The sequence below is a fragment of the Staphylococcus sp. KUGN1 genome, from assembly GCF_045984185.1.
Lineage (GTDB): Bacteria > Bacillota > Bacilli > Staphylococcales > Staphylococcaceae > Staphylococcus > Staphylococcus warneri_A.
This window is the reverse complement of the sequence record NZ_JBJQIL010000001.1, coordinates 130,741-149,107: the sequence shown is the minus strand read 5'-3', so window position 1 is coordinate 149,107 and position 18,367 is coordinate 130,741. Positions and strand designations below refer to the sequence as shown.

General features: G+C 33.0%; 18 protein-coding genes. 2 read left to right on the top strand and 16 right to left on the bottom strand.

Annotated elements, in window-relative coordinates; all coding sequences use genetic code 11:
- Positions 1-37 precede the first annotated feature (37 nt).
- From ACJQQZ_RS00715 to ACJQQZ_RS00705, 3 genes are read right to left on the bottom strand one after another with little or no spacing between them, the layout of a single operon-like run.
- The gene (locus ACJQQZ_RS00715) at positions 38-1,078 is read right to left on the bottom strand and encodes a sensor histidine kinase (RefSeq protein WP_037552000.1); all 1,041 of its coding nucleotides are present in this window, start codon (positions 1,076-1,078) and stop codon (positions 38-40) included.
- A complete protein-coding gene (gene graR / locus ACJQQZ_RS00710; protein ID WP_408023009.1) occupies positions 1,071-1,745 on the bottom strand; it encodes a response regulator transcription factor GraR/ApsR in 675 nt (224 codons plus the stop codon). The genes ACJQQZ_RS00715 and graR overlap by 8 nt, the downstream gene beginning before the upstream one ends.
- Before the next feature lie 13 nt (positions 1,746-1,758).
- Positions 1,759-2,682 (bottom strand): NAD-dependent epimerase/dehydratase family protein, encoded by a 924-nt coding sequence (locus tag ACJQQZ_RS00705; RefSeq protein WP_107536137.1) that lies wholly within the window; start codon positions 2,680-2,682, stop codon positions 1,759-1,761.
- A 126-nt stretch (positions 2,683-2,808) separates the two neighbouring features.
- On the opposite strand from ACJQQZ_RS00705, the gene ACJQQZ_RS00700 reads away from it, so the two are divergent.
- Positions 2,809-3,315 carry a GNAT family N-acetyltransferase gene (locus tag ACJQQZ_RS00700; protein WP_075778865.1) on the top strand — a complete coding sequence of 169 codons (507 nt, stop codon included), beginning with the start codon at positions 2,809-2,811 and terminating at the stop codon, positions 3,313-3,315.
- A gap of 123 nt (positions 3,316-3,438) precedes the next feature.
- Here ACJQQZ_RS00700 and ACJQQZ_RS00695 read toward each other — a convergent pair whose 3' ends face one another.
- The 12 genes from ACJQQZ_RS00695 to ACJQQZ_RS00640 all read right to left on the bottom strand — a co-directional run bounded on the left by ACJQQZ_RS00695 (position 3,439) and on the right by ACJQQZ_RS00640 (position 16,288).
- On the bottom strand, positions 3,439-4,491 hold the full coding sequence (locus ACJQQZ_RS00695) for an alpha/beta hydrolase (RefSeq protein ID WP_002451017.1): 1,053 nt from the start codon (positions 4,489-4,491) through the stop codon (positions 3,439-3,441).
- A 145-nt stretch (positions 4,492-4,636) separates the two neighbouring features.
- Entirely contained in the window at positions 4,637-5,704 is a 1,068-nt protein-coding gene (locus tag ACJQQZ_RS00690; RefSeq protein ID WP_124228526.1) for a YkvI family membrane protein, read from the bottom strand.
- Positions 5,705-6,001: 297 nt separating this feature from the next.
- Entirely contained in the window at positions 6,002-6,502 is a 501-nt protein-coding gene (locus tag ACJQQZ_RS00685) for a hypothetical protein (RefSeq protein ID WP_002451019.1), read from the bottom strand.
- A 112-nt stretch (positions 6,503-6,614) separates the two neighbouring features.
- Positions 6,615-6,977: a dihydroxyacetone kinase phosphoryl donor subunit DhaM gene (gene dhaM / locus ACJQQZ_RS00680; protein ID WP_145505792.1), complete on the bottom strand. Its 363-nt coding sequence runs from the start codon at positions 6,975-6,977 to the stop codon at positions 6,615-6,617.
- Positions 6,977-7,555, bottom strand: coding sequence for a dihydroxyacetone kinase subunit DhaL (dhaL, locus tag ACJQQZ_RS00675; protein ID WP_002451021.1), 579 nt, complete (start codon positions 7,553-7,555; stop codon positions 6,977-6,979). The genes dhaM and dhaL overlap by 1 nt, the downstream gene beginning before the upstream one ends.
- Positions 7,556-7,586: 31 nt before the next feature.
- The gene (dhaK, locus tag ACJQQZ_RS00670; protein WP_408023008.1) at positions 7,587-8,555 is read right to left on the bottom strand and encodes a dihydroxyacetone kinase subunit DhaK; all 969 of its coding nucleotides are present in this window, start codon (positions 8,553-8,555) and stop codon (positions 7,587-7,589) included.
- Positions 8,556-8,671: 116 nt separating this feature from the next.
- Positions 8,672-9,688 (bottom strand): FecCD family ABC transporter permease, encoded by a 1,017-nt coding sequence (locus ACJQQZ_RS00665; protein ID WP_145505795.1) that lies wholly within the window; start codon positions 9,686-9,688, stop codon positions 8,672-8,674.
- Positions 9,685-10,662 carry a FecCD family ABC transporter permease gene (locus tag ACJQQZ_RS00660; RefSeq protein ID WP_398575073.1) on the bottom strand — a complete coding sequence of 326 codons (978 nt, stop codon included), beginning with the start codon at positions 10,660-10,662 and terminating at the stop codon, positions 9,685-9,687. The genes ACJQQZ_RS00665 and ACJQQZ_RS00660 overlap by 4 nt, the downstream gene beginning before the upstream one ends.
- Before the next feature lie 69 nt (positions 10,663-10,731).
- Positions 10,732-11,532 carry an ABC transporter ATP-binding protein gene (locus ACJQQZ_RS00655; protein ID WP_023374733.1) on the bottom strand — a complete coding sequence of 267 codons (801 nt, stop codon included), beginning with the start codon at positions 11,530-11,532 and terminating at the stop codon, positions 10,732-10,734.
- A 231-nt stretch (positions 11,533-11,763) separates the two neighbouring features.
- Positions 11,764-12,597, bottom strand: a complete 834-nt coding sequence (locus ACJQQZ_RS00650) for a YitT family protein (RefSeq protein WP_002451026.1) — start codon at positions 12,595-12,597, stop codon at positions 11,764-11,766.
- Positions 12,598-13,097: 500 nt separating this feature from the next.
- Positions 13,098-14,327 (bottom strand): NupC/NupG family nucleoside CNT transporter, encoded by a 1,230-nt coding sequence (locus tag ACJQQZ_RS00645; protein WP_124228531.1) that lies wholly within the window; start codon positions 14,325-14,327, stop codon positions 13,098-13,100.
- A 233-nt stretch (positions 14,328-14,560) separates the two neighbouring features.
- Positions 14,561-16,288, bottom strand: coding sequence for an ABC transporter ATP-binding protein (locus tag ACJQQZ_RS00640; RefSeq protein WP_002451028.1), 1,728 nt, complete (start codon positions 16,286-16,288; stop codon positions 14,561-14,563).
- Between the two features lie 193 nt (positions 16,289-16,481).
- Between ACJQQZ_RS00640 and pbp4 the strand changes: the two genes are divergently transcribed.
- Complete coding sequence (gene pbp4, locus ACJQQZ_RS00635; protein ID WP_124228533.1) at positions 16,482-17,771, top strand: penicillin-binding protein PBP4; 1,290 nt, start codon at positions 16,482-16,484, stop codon at positions 17,769-17,771.
- Positions 17,772-17,849: 78 nt separating this feature from the next.
- On the opposite strand, the gene tagD is transcribed toward pbp4, so the two are convergent.
- Positions 17,850-18,248 carry a glycerol-3-phosphate cytidylyltransferase gene (tagD, locus tag ACJQQZ_RS00630; protein WP_002451030.1) on the bottom strand — a complete coding sequence of 133 codons (399 nt, stop codon included), beginning with the start codon at positions 18,246-18,248 and terminating at the stop codon, positions 17,850-17,852.
- Between the last annotated feature and the right edge of the window lie 119 nt (positions 18,249-18,367).

Here is an 18,367-nt window from a genome sequence, read left to right as displayed (position 1 = left end):
TAACAAATGCGCTAATTCTGTGTAACAAAACGCATGTTTAAAATGACAATGTTGTCACTTCAGACATGCGTTCAATCACTTCATTTTGTTGTGGGAATATGAGGCTAAAAGTAGTTCCTTTTCCTACGCTAGACTCTACTTTAATTTCAATCCCTAATTGTGATTTAACACTATCAACCAAATACAAACCCATGCCTGATGACGTCGTTTCATTTCTATTAGCTGTAGACGTATAACCTCTTTCAAAAATCCTTGGCATATCTTTCTTACTTATACCACGTCCATAGTCCTTTATTTCTAATACGATATGTTGATTTATGCATTTACCATTCATTTCAATCATATTATCTTCACTATATTTCAATGAATTAGATAATATTTGTCTAATCATCATACGACACCATTTTAAATCTGTGTACACTTTAAAATCATCCGTAAAATTTAATTCAAATCCAATACCTTTAGCCTGACTAATATGACGCGTCAACTGAATTTCATCAATAACCATACGTTTTAAAGAGACATAGTCAAAGTACATATCTTTATTTTGAGTTTCTAACCTTGTTAAATACAATTGTTTATCTAACATTTCATTGATCCGTGACCATTCGTATAATAATGCTTGTTTACGTTTAGAATCTTGCTCTTGATCAATTAATAACTTCATCGCTGTTACTGGGGTTTTAATATCATGAACAAATTCTGTAATGCTTTGTTCATGATTTTTAATTTGTACTTGTTGCGCTAATACCTTATCTTTCTGGGAAGTTATATTTCGATATAAATAGTCTACGATTTGTTGTTGAAATGGCGTTTCAGCTAAATCTTTATGTTTAATTTCTTCTATTTCTTTATTTTTATAAAAATGTTTAGATAACCTAGATTCCTTAAAAAATGTAAAAATGATGAATAATACACTCATACCTAAATTCAGAACAACGATATACCATACGCTATCTGCTGCAATATCATAATCAATATACGCAATTCCGATCATGACTAGATTGATAAATACAATCCATAATATCCAATTTAATCGCGATTTAACGAATAACCAAAACCACTTTAAATTATTCATGCGCCATATACCCTTTACCAACTTTCGTTTCTATCGCACTATCCATACCAATTTCAGATAGTTTCTTTCTTAATCGATTGACATTGACAGTCAATGTGTTATCGCTTACAAACGATTCATCGTCCCACAATGCGGTGATCAATGTATCACGTGAGACAATTTGATTTCTTTTATTGACTAACATCTCTAAAATGATCATTTCTGTTTTAGATAAAAAGATAGCTTGATCACCTTTTTGTATACTATCCTTTGATAAATCTACTACAGCATCTTGCCAGTTCAATGTACGTTTCTCTTCAACACCAAATTCGTATACTCTACGATAAACCGCCTGGAGTTTAGCTATTAAAACATTGGTATAAAATGGTTTTTGAATATAATCATCAGCACCCAACTCCATACTCATGACTTGATCCATCGGATTATCCCTTGAGGATAAGAATAAAATAGGTACATTAGACACTTGTCTCATTTTTCTACACCAATAAAAGCCATCATACTTTGGCAATTGCACGTCTAAAATAACAATTTCTGGATTAAATGCTTCGAATGTATCCATAACATTTCCAAAATCATCTATACCTACTACATTAAAATCCCATTGTTCTAATTCTTTTTTGAGTTCTTGGAACAATGTATTGTCATCTTCTACTAATAATATTTGCATTCATATCACCTTATTATTTTGTGTACTTAATTTTTTCTCCAGATTGAACACGTCCTTGAAAATGTTTGATGCGACAATCCACTTCAAATCCACGCATCATGATGCCTTGTAGAGGTGCTTGAACAAAATAATATACAGGCCAAAACATTTTAGGAATGTAATCATATAGATGAACTAAAACAATTGCGTTATTTTTTAGCAATCGAAACTCTAATTTCCCTTGCTTTTTCGCATTGGATTTGACTAACTTACCACCAACTAAATATAAAGTGATGAGGTTGTCCTCTGTTAACACTTTCTTAAAAATAGCCAATGGTTTGTTTTTACTTTTTAAATATATATAATAATGGTCATCACTATGATACGTCTTAACAATCGTTCCTTTGGTTTTATTTAACCAATTAAAAAAGTATTCAACAACTTGGTCAAGTGTCCACTTTTTAGGCAAAACCATTTTCATAGCCGTTCTAACATCATCGTACTTAGACACCTGCAATTCTACATTGATATGAGGACGTTTGATTTCCAATTTCGTACGCTCTACTGGCACACCATAAGCGCCTAAACGTTCCATCGTTTGATTATCATTTCGACTTCCTGGAATATATACTAACTTTTTAACATGATTCACTGACGCTGCCCTACCAAAGTTGTCAGCAGCAATTAAATTAAGATCTCGCGCTGTCGCTTGCGTTAATTTCGCTGAATTTTTCGTTGGATCTAAATAAAAAATAGCTATATCAATCTCTTTCATCGCTTCAACGACATCTTGATAATTAAAAATATCACTCTGTAACCATGTCATATCAGTTGCATTAACATGTTCCGGTTTTGGATACTTTGACAATACATATAAATCAGCATCATTTTCAATTACCGAACTTAAATGTTTCCCAATATAGCCTGTGCCGCCTGCTAAAAGTACTTTTGGTTTCATATTTTAAACTCCCTTGTGTATAATGAACACTCCATCGTGTGCAATTACACGATTCAAAGCAAACTTATCTTATTTATATTATAATATAGAAGTAGCAGAAACTTAAATGAATATAGGAGTGTTTTCATGCCTCACGCTATTCGTGAAATCAGTATAAAAGACGTAGACAATTTTATAGACTTACTTACCAAAATTTATGATGAATCAGAATTCACATTTTACAATCCTGGTGAGTATGCACCCAGTACTACCGAAGTGATTAAGCGCTTAGAAGATTATATTACCTCTTCTTCTAAAGCTATTTTTGTTGTCGAAAGTAGCGATCAACTTGTAGGATACGGTTTTGTAGGTACTGAAACATATGAACGTACACGCCATGAAGCGATTGTATATCTAGGTGTTAAAAAACTGTACCAAAAAGATGGTGTCGGACAAACTTTGATTAATGCAATAGAAGCATGGTCCCTCAATCATAATATCCGTCGTATTGAAGCGACAGTGGTACCCGAAAATGATGGTGCTGTTAACTTATTTAAGAGCGCTGGATTCCAAATTGAAGGCGAATTAAAAGATAAGCTGTATATTAACAACAAATATTATAATGAATACGTGATGGCTAAAATTTTAAATTAATTGTTTATGGTAATTACATATTGAATTTTATCATATAATTAGATGAAATAAGTTGATAACGATATATCATGTATAAAAAACCACCGTAAAACGACTATAATTGTCGTTTTACGGTGGTTTGTTTTATTCACTGAATGGATCTAATTGCACATCTTGATTCATATTATTGTTTTCATTGTTATTAGATTGATTATTACGTTCAACACCTGAAGAAGATGTATTTCTACTTAAGAATAAGAGTACCCGTTTAATATTTTCTTTAGATTCTGGTTTATTTAAATGGAATTGATATTGATGGTGTAAGTGATGTGAGCCATCATAAAATAATGTCTCAGCTGGCACATCTTTTTCTTTTAATTTTTTATAAAAATCTATATTCTGACTATAAAACGGATCCGCATCTCCTACAGATAAAAATGTAGGCGGATAATCTTTGGTTACTTGATTTATTGTAGACATTTGAGATAGGTTTTTAAAATTACTCTCCCAATTTGTCGTACCTGTATAACTTCTCATAAATAATTGAATCCTAGGAAATTCTGTTGATTTAACTGTCTTCATATCATAGAATCCGCCAAAGAATATCGCCGCTTTAATTTGAGAAGGTTTAAATTCCGGTTCAAATTTCATTTCATCACGTAATGACTGATTTGTCTGCATAGCAACATATTGACTGGTTAATTGTGCGCCAGCGGAATCGCCACCTATAATCACTTGATCAAAATCAATTGGCAAATCATGTTCATTCGTTTTAATAAATTTGACCGCTTTGTTCATTTGTTCAATAGGTGTAGGATACTTGTATTGAGGTGCTAACGCATAATTGACGTTTACCACAATGTAACCTTGTTCAGCTATTTTAGATAGTAATGGATTTTTATACTGTTTATCGCCAGCAATAAAACCTCCACCATGCATCCAAAAGATGACTGGTAACTTACTATCTTTATTCATATCAGATGGCATAATAATATCCAGTTTACTATTAGGTATACCTTGACCATAAGAAATATTCTGTAAAACTTTCACGTTTTTATTATTGATTTGGACTTTTTCTTTATTTTGTTGTTGTCGATGTTCATGATCATAATGTGTTTTCAATAGTAAACCAATACTAGTACCTACTATTAAAATGACAACAATTGTTATCAACAACCATTTATGTTTTGCCTTCATGACGGATAATCCTCTCATCAATGCTCAATTATATCGTTTAATTAATTACGCTAAAAAAGCAATTCATCTTCTATTTAAAAAGATGAATTGCTTTTAAGATTAAATCAATCACATTTAATTGTAAAGTACATCAAATTACATATCATTATGCAATATGCTTTTTGTCATCACTCTTACGTTTATAATATTTGATAAGTACGGCAACAACTATAAATAAACCGACTACACCCATAATATTATATAAATAGTTAATTAAATCAGCGAATCCTACGAAACTTAAAATGTAGGCAGCAATCATCATAATAATGATGAAGACATGATACTTTTTGCTATATGGTTCAGTAAAACGTGCTGCAAATGAGTAGCATAATCCTAAAATAGTATTATACATTACTGCTAACATAATAATTGTTAATACTAATCCAATCCACGGATTGATTTCATTTGCTAAATTAAGTGTAGGAATAGCAGCATCTTTAATTTGTGGGTATTCTGCTTGTAAAGCAAAGTTAATTAATGCTAATAGAATAGTATAAACAATACCACCAAATAACGCACCTGCACCTGAAACTCTTCGTTTAGATGCATCCCCACCAATGGCTACGACTGTACTAAAACCTACCGCAAATGCAAGGCCGCCATATTGAATACCTTTGAGAATACCTAAAATGACGCTTGACTTATCGACAGTATCATTAACTTTATTCAATGGTATAGATCCATTAAACAAATAGTACACCGCAACTAATACAACCATCACAATTAAAAATGGTGTCACAATACCTAAAGCTCTTACTATTTTATTGAAGTCTAATAGTAAGGTGCCATAAATAACTACAGTCATAATTAATGCACCTAACCAAATGGGTACTTTAAAACTTTCTTGGAATGCTGATCCAGCACCCGCAATCATCGTAACGGCGATACCAAATAAAAAGAATACAAGAATATAATCGAAAACCTTACTAAATTTATCGCCAAAGACATATTGCAATGTAGATTCGTGATTAGTTGCTTCAAATGCTGTCCCTATTTTTGCTACTTGTCTACCAATAAAACCTAAAATCAAACCTGATAAGACTACACCTATGTATGACCATAAGCCATAAGGTGTAAAGAATTGCATCACTTCTTGTCCGGTTGAAAAACCTGCACCGACAACGATGCCGACATAGGCGAAACCAATTTTTATAGCTTCTTTATTGAGCCCCATGAAAAGTTTACCTCCTTCGTTTCGCATATTTTGAATTATAACGTACTATTATTTAATTTCAACCCAACTCAAAGTATGTCAAAAAAGCCTAAATCCACGATTTAGACTTATATATCAACTGTTTTCACTAATCTACAAAATATAAAATTCATACTTTTCTAACAATTCTATAATAATTTATTTATTAAAAACACATTTATTTTAATACAATATCATTTATAAATTCACAATAAAAAAGTCATTGAAACGGTATGACTCATCTCAATGACTTTTATTCATAAAATTAATATTCACATTTTAACGTGCGTTACGATGTTGATTTAGTTCATTAATATCAACAACTACATTATCCATACGTTTCGCTGTATCTTTCAATACATTACGAGCCACATTGTTGGTAGGATCTAATTTAAGAATACGTTTTGCAATATCGAAGGCCTTCTTATCAGAGATAACAGGCTCTGGAATTGCATGTAGTAATAACATTTGTAATAAGCTTTTAACTTCATTTCCGTCAGTAAGTTTTATGGATGAATCTGCATGGTAATACGCAGAATGTAAAGCACCTTCATAGTCACTGAGTGGATAAACAAGCAATAAGAATGCTAAGTCATGCATTTCTGCTGTTTCTTCCACTTTCATCATGTCTAAAATACAAGTATAAAACATCATACTTTCTACTTCATGAGCACTTGAAATATATGCTTCTTCAAATTCCATAAAATCTGTTTCGGACATCAATTGTCTTACTAAATCAAACTCGCCATTCAATACATGTTTCTTTATAAGATGTTGCATGGCAATGTCCTCCTATTAGCCAGATTTTATCGTACATTTAATATTAATCATATCACAGATATCCTTAACTTTCATTTCAAAAAATCAATTTAAGCTTAATATATCATTTATTTTAAAAAGTTGTTTGATTTACTTCTTCTATAGCGTCCGCCAAATTTCCACCGATTGATAATTTAACTGCAGCTGTAAAACTACCTTCTACAATTGGTGCATCCACTTTAACAATTTTATAATTCCCATCATACATATCAATAGCCATATCAATATTCATTTCGGATGAGCCTATATCATAAAAGCACATGGCATCATCTTCTAAACCATTGATTAGCTGTTGAACTGTCTCAAACGACGTCCCAATATCACCATTCATACCACCGTTAGCAATGACTTTTACATCTGGTGCCATTTGTTGCAACAATGCTTTTGTACCATTCGCTATTTGTTCACTATGACTAATAATTACAAGCGTTGCCATTATGCTTCATCTCCTATTATTGCATGTAATATATAAACCATACTTTGTGCACCTGGGTCCATATAACCCTTTGACGCTTCTTTAAAGTATGATGCACGCCCTTTCGTAGCTACCATATCCACAGTTGCTTCTGCAAAGCTTTGTAGGCGATTCAAATCAACTTGTTCACCTTTTTTGACCGCTTCATTTGCACGTGCAACAACATCATACATGGTCTTTTCATTAAGTTCTACCTTACCACGTTTGGCAATTGCCTCTGTAAATGTTTCTAGAAGTTCTACTAAATTATTATGGTCAATGTCGTCTTTAACAACTTCAGCCATTTTCACAAAGCTAAAACCATATAACGGACCTGAAGCACCGCCAATATTTGACATGAGACACATACCTGTCGATTTAAAAACACTTTGCATTGTACTGTCATCTAATTTATCTTTTAAACTTTCAAAACCTCTTAACATATTAACACCATGATCGCCATCGCCAATAGCTCTATCAAGTTCAGTTAATGCATCTTCTTGCTCTTTAAATGTTGTTTCTAAATCCAATAACTGTTGTTTCATCTTTTGGATATCCATTATGATTCTCCTTATCCTGTATATTTATTCATTAAATATTAAAATATCTACTCGTTGTTGGCGCTAGTAATGCTTTTAAAAGTGTTTCTGAATAGGGTACGACTGTTATTGAAAATCCTTGCATGTCTAATGACGACATGTAATCACCTACATACCAATATTTGACAGTGATATCATGCGCATCAAAATATTGTTTGATATAAGACGTCGCAATTGTAAGCTCAGATAAAGGTGTACCGCCCATACCATTTACCATTACAAGTATTTCTTTACTATCAACTTCTTGTAATAATGCGTCACCTAATCGTGTCACTATCTGATCTATAGGTTCCATTTGTTGACGATGTAATCCTTTTTCACCATGAATACCGATACCAATTTCAATATCATTCTCATCAATATCAAAACCATACTTTCCTGTTGTTGGTACCATAGGTGGTGTTAATGCCATACCAATACTTTTAACTGTAGGTAATAGTTCTTCTACTTTTGCTTGAATTTCTGTTAAAGATAGACCTTTATCGGCTAAAAATCCGGCAAACTTATGAATGAAAACTGTTCCGGCAACACCACGTCTTTGTTCAACATCAGAAACGGCAATATCATCTTTCACTACTACCATAGCAGCATTAATACCTTCCATTTCTGCCATTTCTTGTGCCATTTCAAAATTCATGACATCTCCCGCATAATTTTTAACGATGAGAAGCACGCCTTCACCCGTGTCTACAGCTTTTATAGCATCTAAAATTTTATCTGGTGTTGGAGAGGTGAATACTTCACCACAAACTGCAGCATCTAACATACCCTGAGCAACATAGCCTGCATGAGCTGGTTCATGACCACTCCCACCACCTGACACTAAAGTTACACCAGTTGTTTTTTTATTCTTTTTTACAACGACATTGTCATTGATAACTTCTAATTCTGGATGAGCAATTTTTATACCTTCGAGCATATCACTTAAAAATTGTTGTTTATCTTTAATTAATTTTTTCATAGTTAGCCCTCCTTATTTATCCACTTTCATTATAATGCATCGACTTAAGAAAGCGTTAACAATTATATATAAAAATAAAGTGACATGTATCGTACATGCCACTTTATTTACATATTTTATACATTTTTGGTTTTGTACATGAGATATAGGAAGTAAGGTGCACCAATAATTGCAACGATGATACCTGCTGGTACGCCTGTAGGTTCTAATATAACCTTGCCCAATGTATCTGAGAACACTAATAAAAAGGCACCAACAAGCACTGCTATTGGTAAAAACAACTGATGGCGTGGTCCTACAATACGTTTAGCAATATGTGGCCCCATCAATCCTATAAAGGAAATAGACCCTGCTACTGCAACTGCTACTGAAGATAGTACTACTGCTACAAAGAATAATACCATGCGTTCTTTATCGACCTTAACACCTAAACCTTTAGCTACATGCTCATGCGTATTGATAATATTCAATTCATTAGATTTATAAAATAGATATGGCAGTATGATGATGATCCATTGTAAAAATGCCATCACAAATATCCATTCATCTCCCCAGATATTGCCTGCAAACCATGTTGCTATAAATTCTGATTGATCTTTGTCGAATTTAGACATGAGTGTTATTGAACCACCATATAAAGCTGTCTGCATACCTACACCTATTAAAACCATACTGGAAGGTGTAACGCCATGTCTTTGATTGACACTAAACATAAAAATAATTAAAGCTGTCGCTACACCGCCTATGACGCTAATAATAGGTAAAACATAAACAAAATTGTCTGGTTTAATCTGACCAATTGTGATGAATAATGCGATTGCAAAACCACCACCAGCATTAATACCTAGAATGCCTGGCTCAGCAATTGGATTTTTAGTAACACTTTGTACAATTGCGCCACTCATACTTAATGCCGCCCCAGCAAGAATAGTGATGAGCATACGTGGTAATCTAAAATCGACTAGAATTAATGTGTCTGTATAATCACCTTGCCCGGTCAATATTTGGAAAAATCGACTTACAGGGATATTGTACTCACCAGAAGCGATACTCCATGTACACGCTAAGAAAACAAGTACAGTAAATATCACGAATGTAATGATTTGTTTACGTCGTAATTGGCTATCTATCATATTGAGCGTCCTCCTTTTTTAACTAAGTATAAAAAGTAAGGAACGCCAATAAATGAAATAATCGCACCCACTGGCGCATCTCCTAAATATCTAGCAAGCATATCAGCTACTAACATCAATATGCCACCTAAAATGGCAGTTAAAGGTAATACTTTAGAATAATCAGTTCCTATTATAAATCGAACAATATGTGGGACGATTAATCCAACAAATGCAATTTGCCCTACCATCGATACTGCTACGCCAGCTAGAACCATTGCTAAAATTAATATGACAACACGAATCATAGTCACATTTTGTCCTAGACCTTTGGCTAAAGATTCCCCTAAATTCAATATAGTTAATTGTCTACTCATTGTGAGAATAATTACCAATGCCACTATAATGATGGGACCTGTCCAAATAATTTGAGACCATGTTGTTCCTGAAACCCCACCAGCACTCCAAAACGTTAAAGATTGATTTAATCTAAAGATAAGCGCAACACCTTGGCTTAATGCCGTTAACATAGCACTAACGGCTGCTCCGGCTAAAATAATACGCATAGGATTGAAACCATCTTTTCTTGAACGGCCAATCATTAACACAATCGAACCACCTAACAATGAACCGAGAAACCCGGCAATCATTAGTAATGTAAACGGTGCTTCTGGATAAAAAGCATACGTTATGGCTAAGCCAAATGACGCACCTGAATTGAGACCAATTAAACTCGGATCCGCCAAACTATTTTTAGTCACACCTTGAATAACCGCACCGGCAACCGATAATGCCATGCCTACTAAAATGGCACCTAAATCTCTTGGAATTCTGATCTCACTAATCACATTATGTTGTTGATTTTTAGGATTATAATTGAAAATTGCATCCATAATGGTGGGTATATCTATTTTCGCATCTCCAAATAAAATAGATAAAAATAGTGCTATTGCTAGCACTATCATTCCACCTATCAAATAAGATACAAATCTCATATAACCACTTTGCCTTGGTTTTGACATGATATCTTTACCTTTTCTATATATTTTAAATCATCTCACAGTTTATGAAGAATATGCCTTTTGACATAAATCATATGTCACTAATAAAGGTTTACCAGTTCTAGGATCTTCACTTAATACAACATCTATATTAAATACACGTTCTAAAATATCTTGTGTCAACACTTCATTTGTTTCACCATTTGCTACAATGTCACCGTCTTTCATAGCAATAAGATGATCTGAGAATCGAATGGCTTGATTGATATCATGTAATACCATAATAATCGTACAACCTTGTTCTTGATTCAATTTTTGAACTAATTCTAAAATTTCTAATTGATGACATATATCTAAATATGTTGTTGGTTCATCTAAAAAGATAATATCTGTACGTTGAGCCAATGCCATAGCAATCCAGACACGTTGTCTTTGACCACCACTTAAATCGTTGATTGAACGGTGTCTAAATTCAGATGTACCTGTCACTTCTAGCGCCCAATTGATTTCTTTTTTATCTTCATCAGATAAACGCCCAAATCCTTTTTGATGAGGAAATCGGCCATAAGATACTAATTCACCAACAGTTAAACCATCAGCCACTTCAGGAGATTGTGGTAAAATCGCAATTTTCTTAGCAATTTCTTTCGTAGATTGCGTGTGGATACTCTCTCCGTCTAAATTAATCGTGCCATCTTTTACAGATAATAAACGAGACAATGCTTTAAGTAAGGTAGACTTGCCACAACCATTAGGTCCAATGATTGAAGTTACTTTACCATCTGGAATTTCCACATCTAAATGATTAATAATCGTCGTATCTCCATAACCTATTGTTACTTGTTCACCGTTTAAACGACTCATAATTCCCCTACTTTCTAAATTACTATATCTATATCGAAAACATAACTGTAATTAAATATATTAATTATTAAATTCATGATTGTAATTGATAATCATTATCACAGGAGCCATTATAACATTTTTCACTTATATTGACTAATAAATTTCATTAATTTCCTCTTTTTTATCGCATTAAAAAGCCGTTCTAAGCTAACAAATTTGCTACTTAAAACAGCTTTGGAATAATATCTTTTATTCATCTATAAGGAAACCATTTCCGTATACATCTCTCACATCATGAATGACTAGAAATGCTTGATTATCAATACTTCTAATTATCTTTTTAGCACGTGACACTTGTGTTTTTGTAATCACGACATAAAGGACGTCTTTTTCTTCTCTAGTATAATAGCCGTGACCATTCAATATAGTTAATCCACGACCTACTTGTTCATCTATGGCTTTAGCCACTTCATCTGGTTTACTTGAAATAATTGTCATCGCTTTCTTCGTATTTAAACCTTCGATTACAAATTCCATCACTTTCGTACCAATATACAATGAAATGACGGTAACTAATGCACGATCGAGTGAAATCACAGTTAAAGATATGACTACAACAATTAAATCGAAGAAGAGTAATGCATAAGGCGTACTCACGTCTAAATACTTATGTGCAATTCTAGCTAATATAGTAGTTCCAGCAGTAGTCCCACCTGCTAAGACAATAACACCAATACCTAATCCGACACTTGTTCCGCCAAACACTGCATTGACAATTACATTGCCTGTTTCAACATGCCAAGATTCTGTTAAACTTAAAAATACTGAAATAAGTACAGTTGCTACAATGGTTAAATACATACTACGTTTGCTTAAAAATTTATATCCTACTGCAATTAAAACAGCATTGACTACAAAGTTAGTAATAGCTGGCGATAAGTGAAAAGCGTAGTACAATACTATGGCTAAACCTGTGACCCCACCTTCACCTAAATTACCTGAAATAATGAATGCATTAACACCAGCTGAAAAAATAAACGATCCAACAATGACTAATATTAAATCTCTTATTAATCTATTCAAGCAACCACATCCCTTTATTTATTTTTTATATGATTAACAAAATGGTAGCACACGCATGTAGCCCCTACAACACTGCTTGTGTAAATAATTCATATTTTTGAAATAATTTCATTTCCACTCATACAACTTATCAATGAATCATCTCTAACGAAATAATACGGTTTAACATAAAAAAGGATAAAATATTTTTAAATTTTCAGAATTTTTAATTTACTTATAGCTTTCGCTTTGCTATAATAATGTTAACTTCTTAACAAAAGAAGTTATCTCCTTTGTGTTGTTTATAGTAACAAAACAAATTTTGCTCGAAGTACTGTAACTGTACCTAGTCCTTACCGTTACAAGTACATTAATATTCATTTCCCATAAAAGCCAAGTATAACAAGTGTCTCCTCACTTACTATACTTGGTTTTTATTATGTGTCATTTTTTTCATTAAAAAACACCTCCCATCGCTAGAAAAGGTTCTAGCAATAGAAGGTGTAACCTTAATTTTTAATTTACCATGCGAATAATCCTACAAATGCAGCTGTTAATAATGAAACTAAAATCCCTGCTAATAGCATCATTGGCACGTATTTAGAAACAAAGTCTGCTGTTTTCTTATCTACGATACCTTTTAATGTACCGATAATCATACCAATAGTTGAGAAGTTAGCAAATGACACTAAGAATGTTGAAATCACTGCTTTATGGTGAGGTGAAAGTGTATTAATAGACTTAGATACTTCACCCATTACGACAAATTCGTTAGTAACGATTTTTTTCGCCATTTGTTGTGCAACTAACCAAGCTTCATCCCAAGGAAGACCAAGTAATAATGCAAATGGATACATAAATACGCCTAAAATTTGGTCTAATCCAAAGCTACCTTTAAGACCCATCAAGTGACCAATGCCACCTGTAATCAAGTTAATCAAACGATCCGCTAAATCTGCTAACGCTACGAAACTAATCACAAATGCTATGATAATGAGTACTAATTTACCTGCAGCTAATACAGAATCACCTAAGAATGAGAAGAATGGCTGACGCTCTATATCTTGATCCTTAATACTATAAATAATATCTTCTTTATCTTCTACTCTTACTGGATTCAAAATTGACGCGACAATAATAGCATTCACGATATTTAAAGGAATAGCAGTCAACACTAATTCCCCTGGAATCATTTGAACATAAGCACCTACAATAGCACCTGACACAGAACTCATAGACATCATTGCTACAGTTAACACTCGCATTTCATTCATGCGCTTCAATTGTTCGTTAGAAACAGCGAGTGCTTCTGTGTTACCTAAGAACATCATTTCAATGCCAAAGAACGACTCGAATTTAGGTTGGCGCGTAATTTTTGCTAAAACCCAACCAATTGCACCAATTAATTTCGGTAGAATATTAAAGTACATTAAAATATCAAATAACGGTACTACTAATAGAATTGGAAATAGTGCGCTCACAGCCATATCCATCTGCTTATTCGAAACAAAACTATTAAACGCAAATCCTGTACCTGCATTTGCTGATTCAATTACCCAGGAAATACCATTTGCAGCTGCTTTAATTCCTAATTTTCCCCATGGGAAGTAAATGAAGAACCATGCTAAAAATAAGTTTAAAACGACTAAAATAATAATTGATTTCCATTGTATATCTTTTCGTGCTCTCGAGAATAACACTGCAATACCTAGGAAAACAATTAACCCAATGATATTAATCAATAAAAACATTTGGCACCCACCTATTTATTTAATTTTTCAACAACGTGTTGTACAAAAGGAACATATGTATAGATATATGACTCTATATCATGGATAAAATCCACCCCAAAACCAGAGCCCATCTAATTGGCTTAATTATACCATTTGTAAAAATGACTTAAAATAACGTTTTTCATTAAATCTTTAATTTATACAAAAAAAGCACACACACTCTTTAAAGCGTATGTGCTTATCATTAAATTTTAGTCTGCAAGCTTTTGAGACGTTACAAAGTGTTTATATTTCTCATGTGTTGTCATTAACTCACTATGTGTGCCTTTACCAGTCACTTGTCCTTTATCTATAAAGATAATTTGACCTGCTTTTTTAATTGTAGAAAGTCTATGTGCGATGACAATTGTAGTTCGACCTTCCATCAATGTTTCTAAAGCTTCTTGAATTTTCAATTCACTTTCACTGTCTAAGTTAGCAGTGGCTTCATCTAATAACAAAATATCTGGATTTTTAACAAAGCTACGTGCAATATCAATTCTTTGTCTTTGACCACCGGATAGCTTAAGACCACGTTCACCCACTAATGTATCGTAACCCTCATCAAATTGCATAATAAAATCATGACAATTAGCCAATTTAGCATATTTAATAAGTTCTTCATCTGATACAGAACGATTGACACCGTACAAGATATTATCTCTAATCGTACCACTCATCATAGAGTTTGATTGCATAACATAACCGATTTTAGTACGCCACTTAGATAATGGAATATCAAAAATACTTGTACCATTATACGTAATGTCGCCACTTTCAATATCATACATACGTTCAATTAAGTTAAATATCGTACTTTTACCAGAACCTGAAGGACCGACAAATGCACTAACCTGACCTTGAGGAATGTTAAATGACACATCATTTAATATAGACTTAACGTCATATTTGAAGTTCACATGATCAAATACAAGTTCACCATCTTGTACCTCAACATCTTTTGAATCTTCAAGTGATTCTGTAGGTTCTATAGGTTCTTGCATGATTTCATAAATACGATGACTTGCCCCAACAGCTTTTTTATAATCTGTTATCAATGTTGACAAATTAATCAACGGCATAGACATTTGAATCACATAGAAAATCATTGCGATTAATGTACCTGCAGTGATAGCACCTGTTGCAATTTCTAAAGCGCCGAAACCTAGGATGATAGCTATAGTTAATAACATTACTACACCCGAAATAGGTTGTACTACTGCTGAAATTTTAGCTTGTTTTAAACCTAAGCGATAAATTTCTTTTAAATTAGTGTGCGCATTATCAAGTTCTAATCTTTCTGTATTGGATACTTTAACCAATCTCATTTCTGTCAGTACACGTCCAAGTAAACCACTAAAATTAGCAATTTCAGTTTGTGTACTTGTTGAAATTTTCTGCATCACACGACCTAATGGAATCATGATAAGTACAAAAATAGGAATAGTAATAAACGTTAACAACGTCATTTTCCAATCCATGATAAATAGCATAACGAGTGAACCAACTAACGTTAATGCTGAAGGTAATAAATTAGGTAATTTTTGAGAAATAAATTCGTTAATTACCTTTGTATCGTCTGTTAAACGACTCATCAATTGACCACTTTCGTTTTTATCAAAGAACGGCATTTTTAATTGAATGATATGTTCCCACAATAATGAACGGATATCATAAATCATTTTTTCACCAATTTTACTTAGTAAATATAATCCAATACCACTTAAAATAGCATTAAGTAAGAATATACCTCCAAATATGGCTACAAGATTCCAGTTCATAGTACTTACTGAGAATTTATCTACTAATCTCCCAGTAAATAGAGGTACTAATAATCCACTCAAGCTTCCTAAAGAAGTAATAATAACCGCAGCAATGATTAACCCAATTGGCCAAGAGAGCCTTTTAAATAAAAAGAATAAAGGGTTAGTTTGTTTCATAATAATACCTCTTCTATTAATATTCATATTTTAAATTTTGCTCAATCTTACTATAAAAGTCCGTGCATCCCAAATATTTAAGTCTTTCCCAACTATAATAAAATATCAAAAATTCAACATCTTACATATATGTATCAAATAATGTATATGATAAAATATATTAGTTGAAAATAATAGTTAAAGGAAAGAAATAATGAAAAGAATCTTTATACTCATCATAACGATGTTCTTCGTATTAAATATTATAACACCTTTTGCTAATGCAGAGAATGGTGATGTTACACCAGTTCAAGTTGCAATCGATAATGGTTATAGTAAAGTAACTGAAGCATATCAACCTGAAAGTGCTATTAACGTGAGTCAAGACGGCCAAATACTCTATGAATACAATAAAGATAAGGTATGGTATCCGGCATCAATGACTAAACTTATGACAATGTATCTTACATTAGAAGCCGTTAAAGATAAAAAGCTATCATTAAATGATGAAGTCAAAATAACTGATCGCGAATATCAAATGTCTACGCTTCCCGAATTAAGTAATACTAAGCTTTACCCGGGCCAGAAGTGGACCATTTCAGATTTGCTTCAAATTACCGTATCTAATTCTAGCAATGCCGCTGCATTGATACTTGGCGAGCAAGTATCGGGTAACGTCAATGACTTCACAGATTTAATGAATAAAAAAGCCAAAGAACTCGGTATGAAAGATACACATTATGTGAATCCAACAGGTGCTGAAAATGCTCGTCTCAAAAGCTTTGCCCCTTCTAAATATAAAAAAACTGAAAACACAACAACTACAGCACGTGACTATGCCATTTTAGACCAACATGTGATTAATGAAACGCCTAAAATATTACATTTTACCAAACAACTCGCACCAACGACGCATGGTGTCACGTATTATACATTCAACCATTCATTGGATGGTGCCGACATGAGCTTACCAGGAACAGATGGATTAAAAACTGGTTCTAGTGACACTGCAGATTATAATCATACGATTACTACAAAGCGAAACGGTTTTAGAATCAACCAAGTCATATTAGGCGCTGGGGATTATAAACATATCGGTGGAGAAAAACAACGTAACATGATGGGCAATGCGCTAATGGAACGTTCATTTAGTCAATATAAATACGAAAAAATCCTTTCAAAAGGTAAACATCAAATAAATGGTAAAACCTATTATGTTGAACAAGATTTATACGACGTACTACCTAAAGATTTCACTAAAAAGGACTATCAATTAGTCATTGATAACGGCAAAGTACATGTAGATTACAATCGTCAATTCATCACTAAACAAGATGGTCCACCTTCGGTTACAGTACATAAACCCATATTCCATCATGCGACAACCGTTGCTAAAAGCATGTGGCAAACTCATCCTACGATAGCTATCATCTTTGCTATAGGTTTAGTCATCGTATTATCTATTATGATCCATCTATTTATTCAAGCTTTTCGTCGAAAATAGATATTATATTACCATAACAATAAAAGGACAAAGCGTAGACATCTCGTCTTGGCTTTGTCCTTTATTATAAACACGCTATTATTTAGCGTCTTTTCCGTATAATTCTTGTTTGATTTTCGTTGTTGAAATACCTTCAGTTCGGTTAAGATAAATCACTTCACATTTATCTTTTAAGAAATCAAATTCGCCTTCCCAGTCATGTCCCATAACGAAAACATCGACATCGAAACGTTCAACATCAATTTCTTTTTGGCCCCAACCATCTTCAGGGATTACTAAGTCTACATAACGAATCGATTCTAACATCATTTTACGTTGATTATAGTCATAATATGATTTTTTATTTTTCACTTGGTTGAATTCATCAGTAGATAACGCAACGATGAGATAGTCTCCCATTTCACGTGCTCTTCTTAATAATTCAATATGTCCATAATGTAATAAATCATATGTACCATAAGTAATTACTCGTTTCATGATACGTGATTCTCCTTAACTAAATATTTAATAAAAATTTATATTCTTAATGTAGCATAAATTGTATAGGCTTACCATTAATTCACCAAAACATCATGTTATTCTTTCAAATTTATATG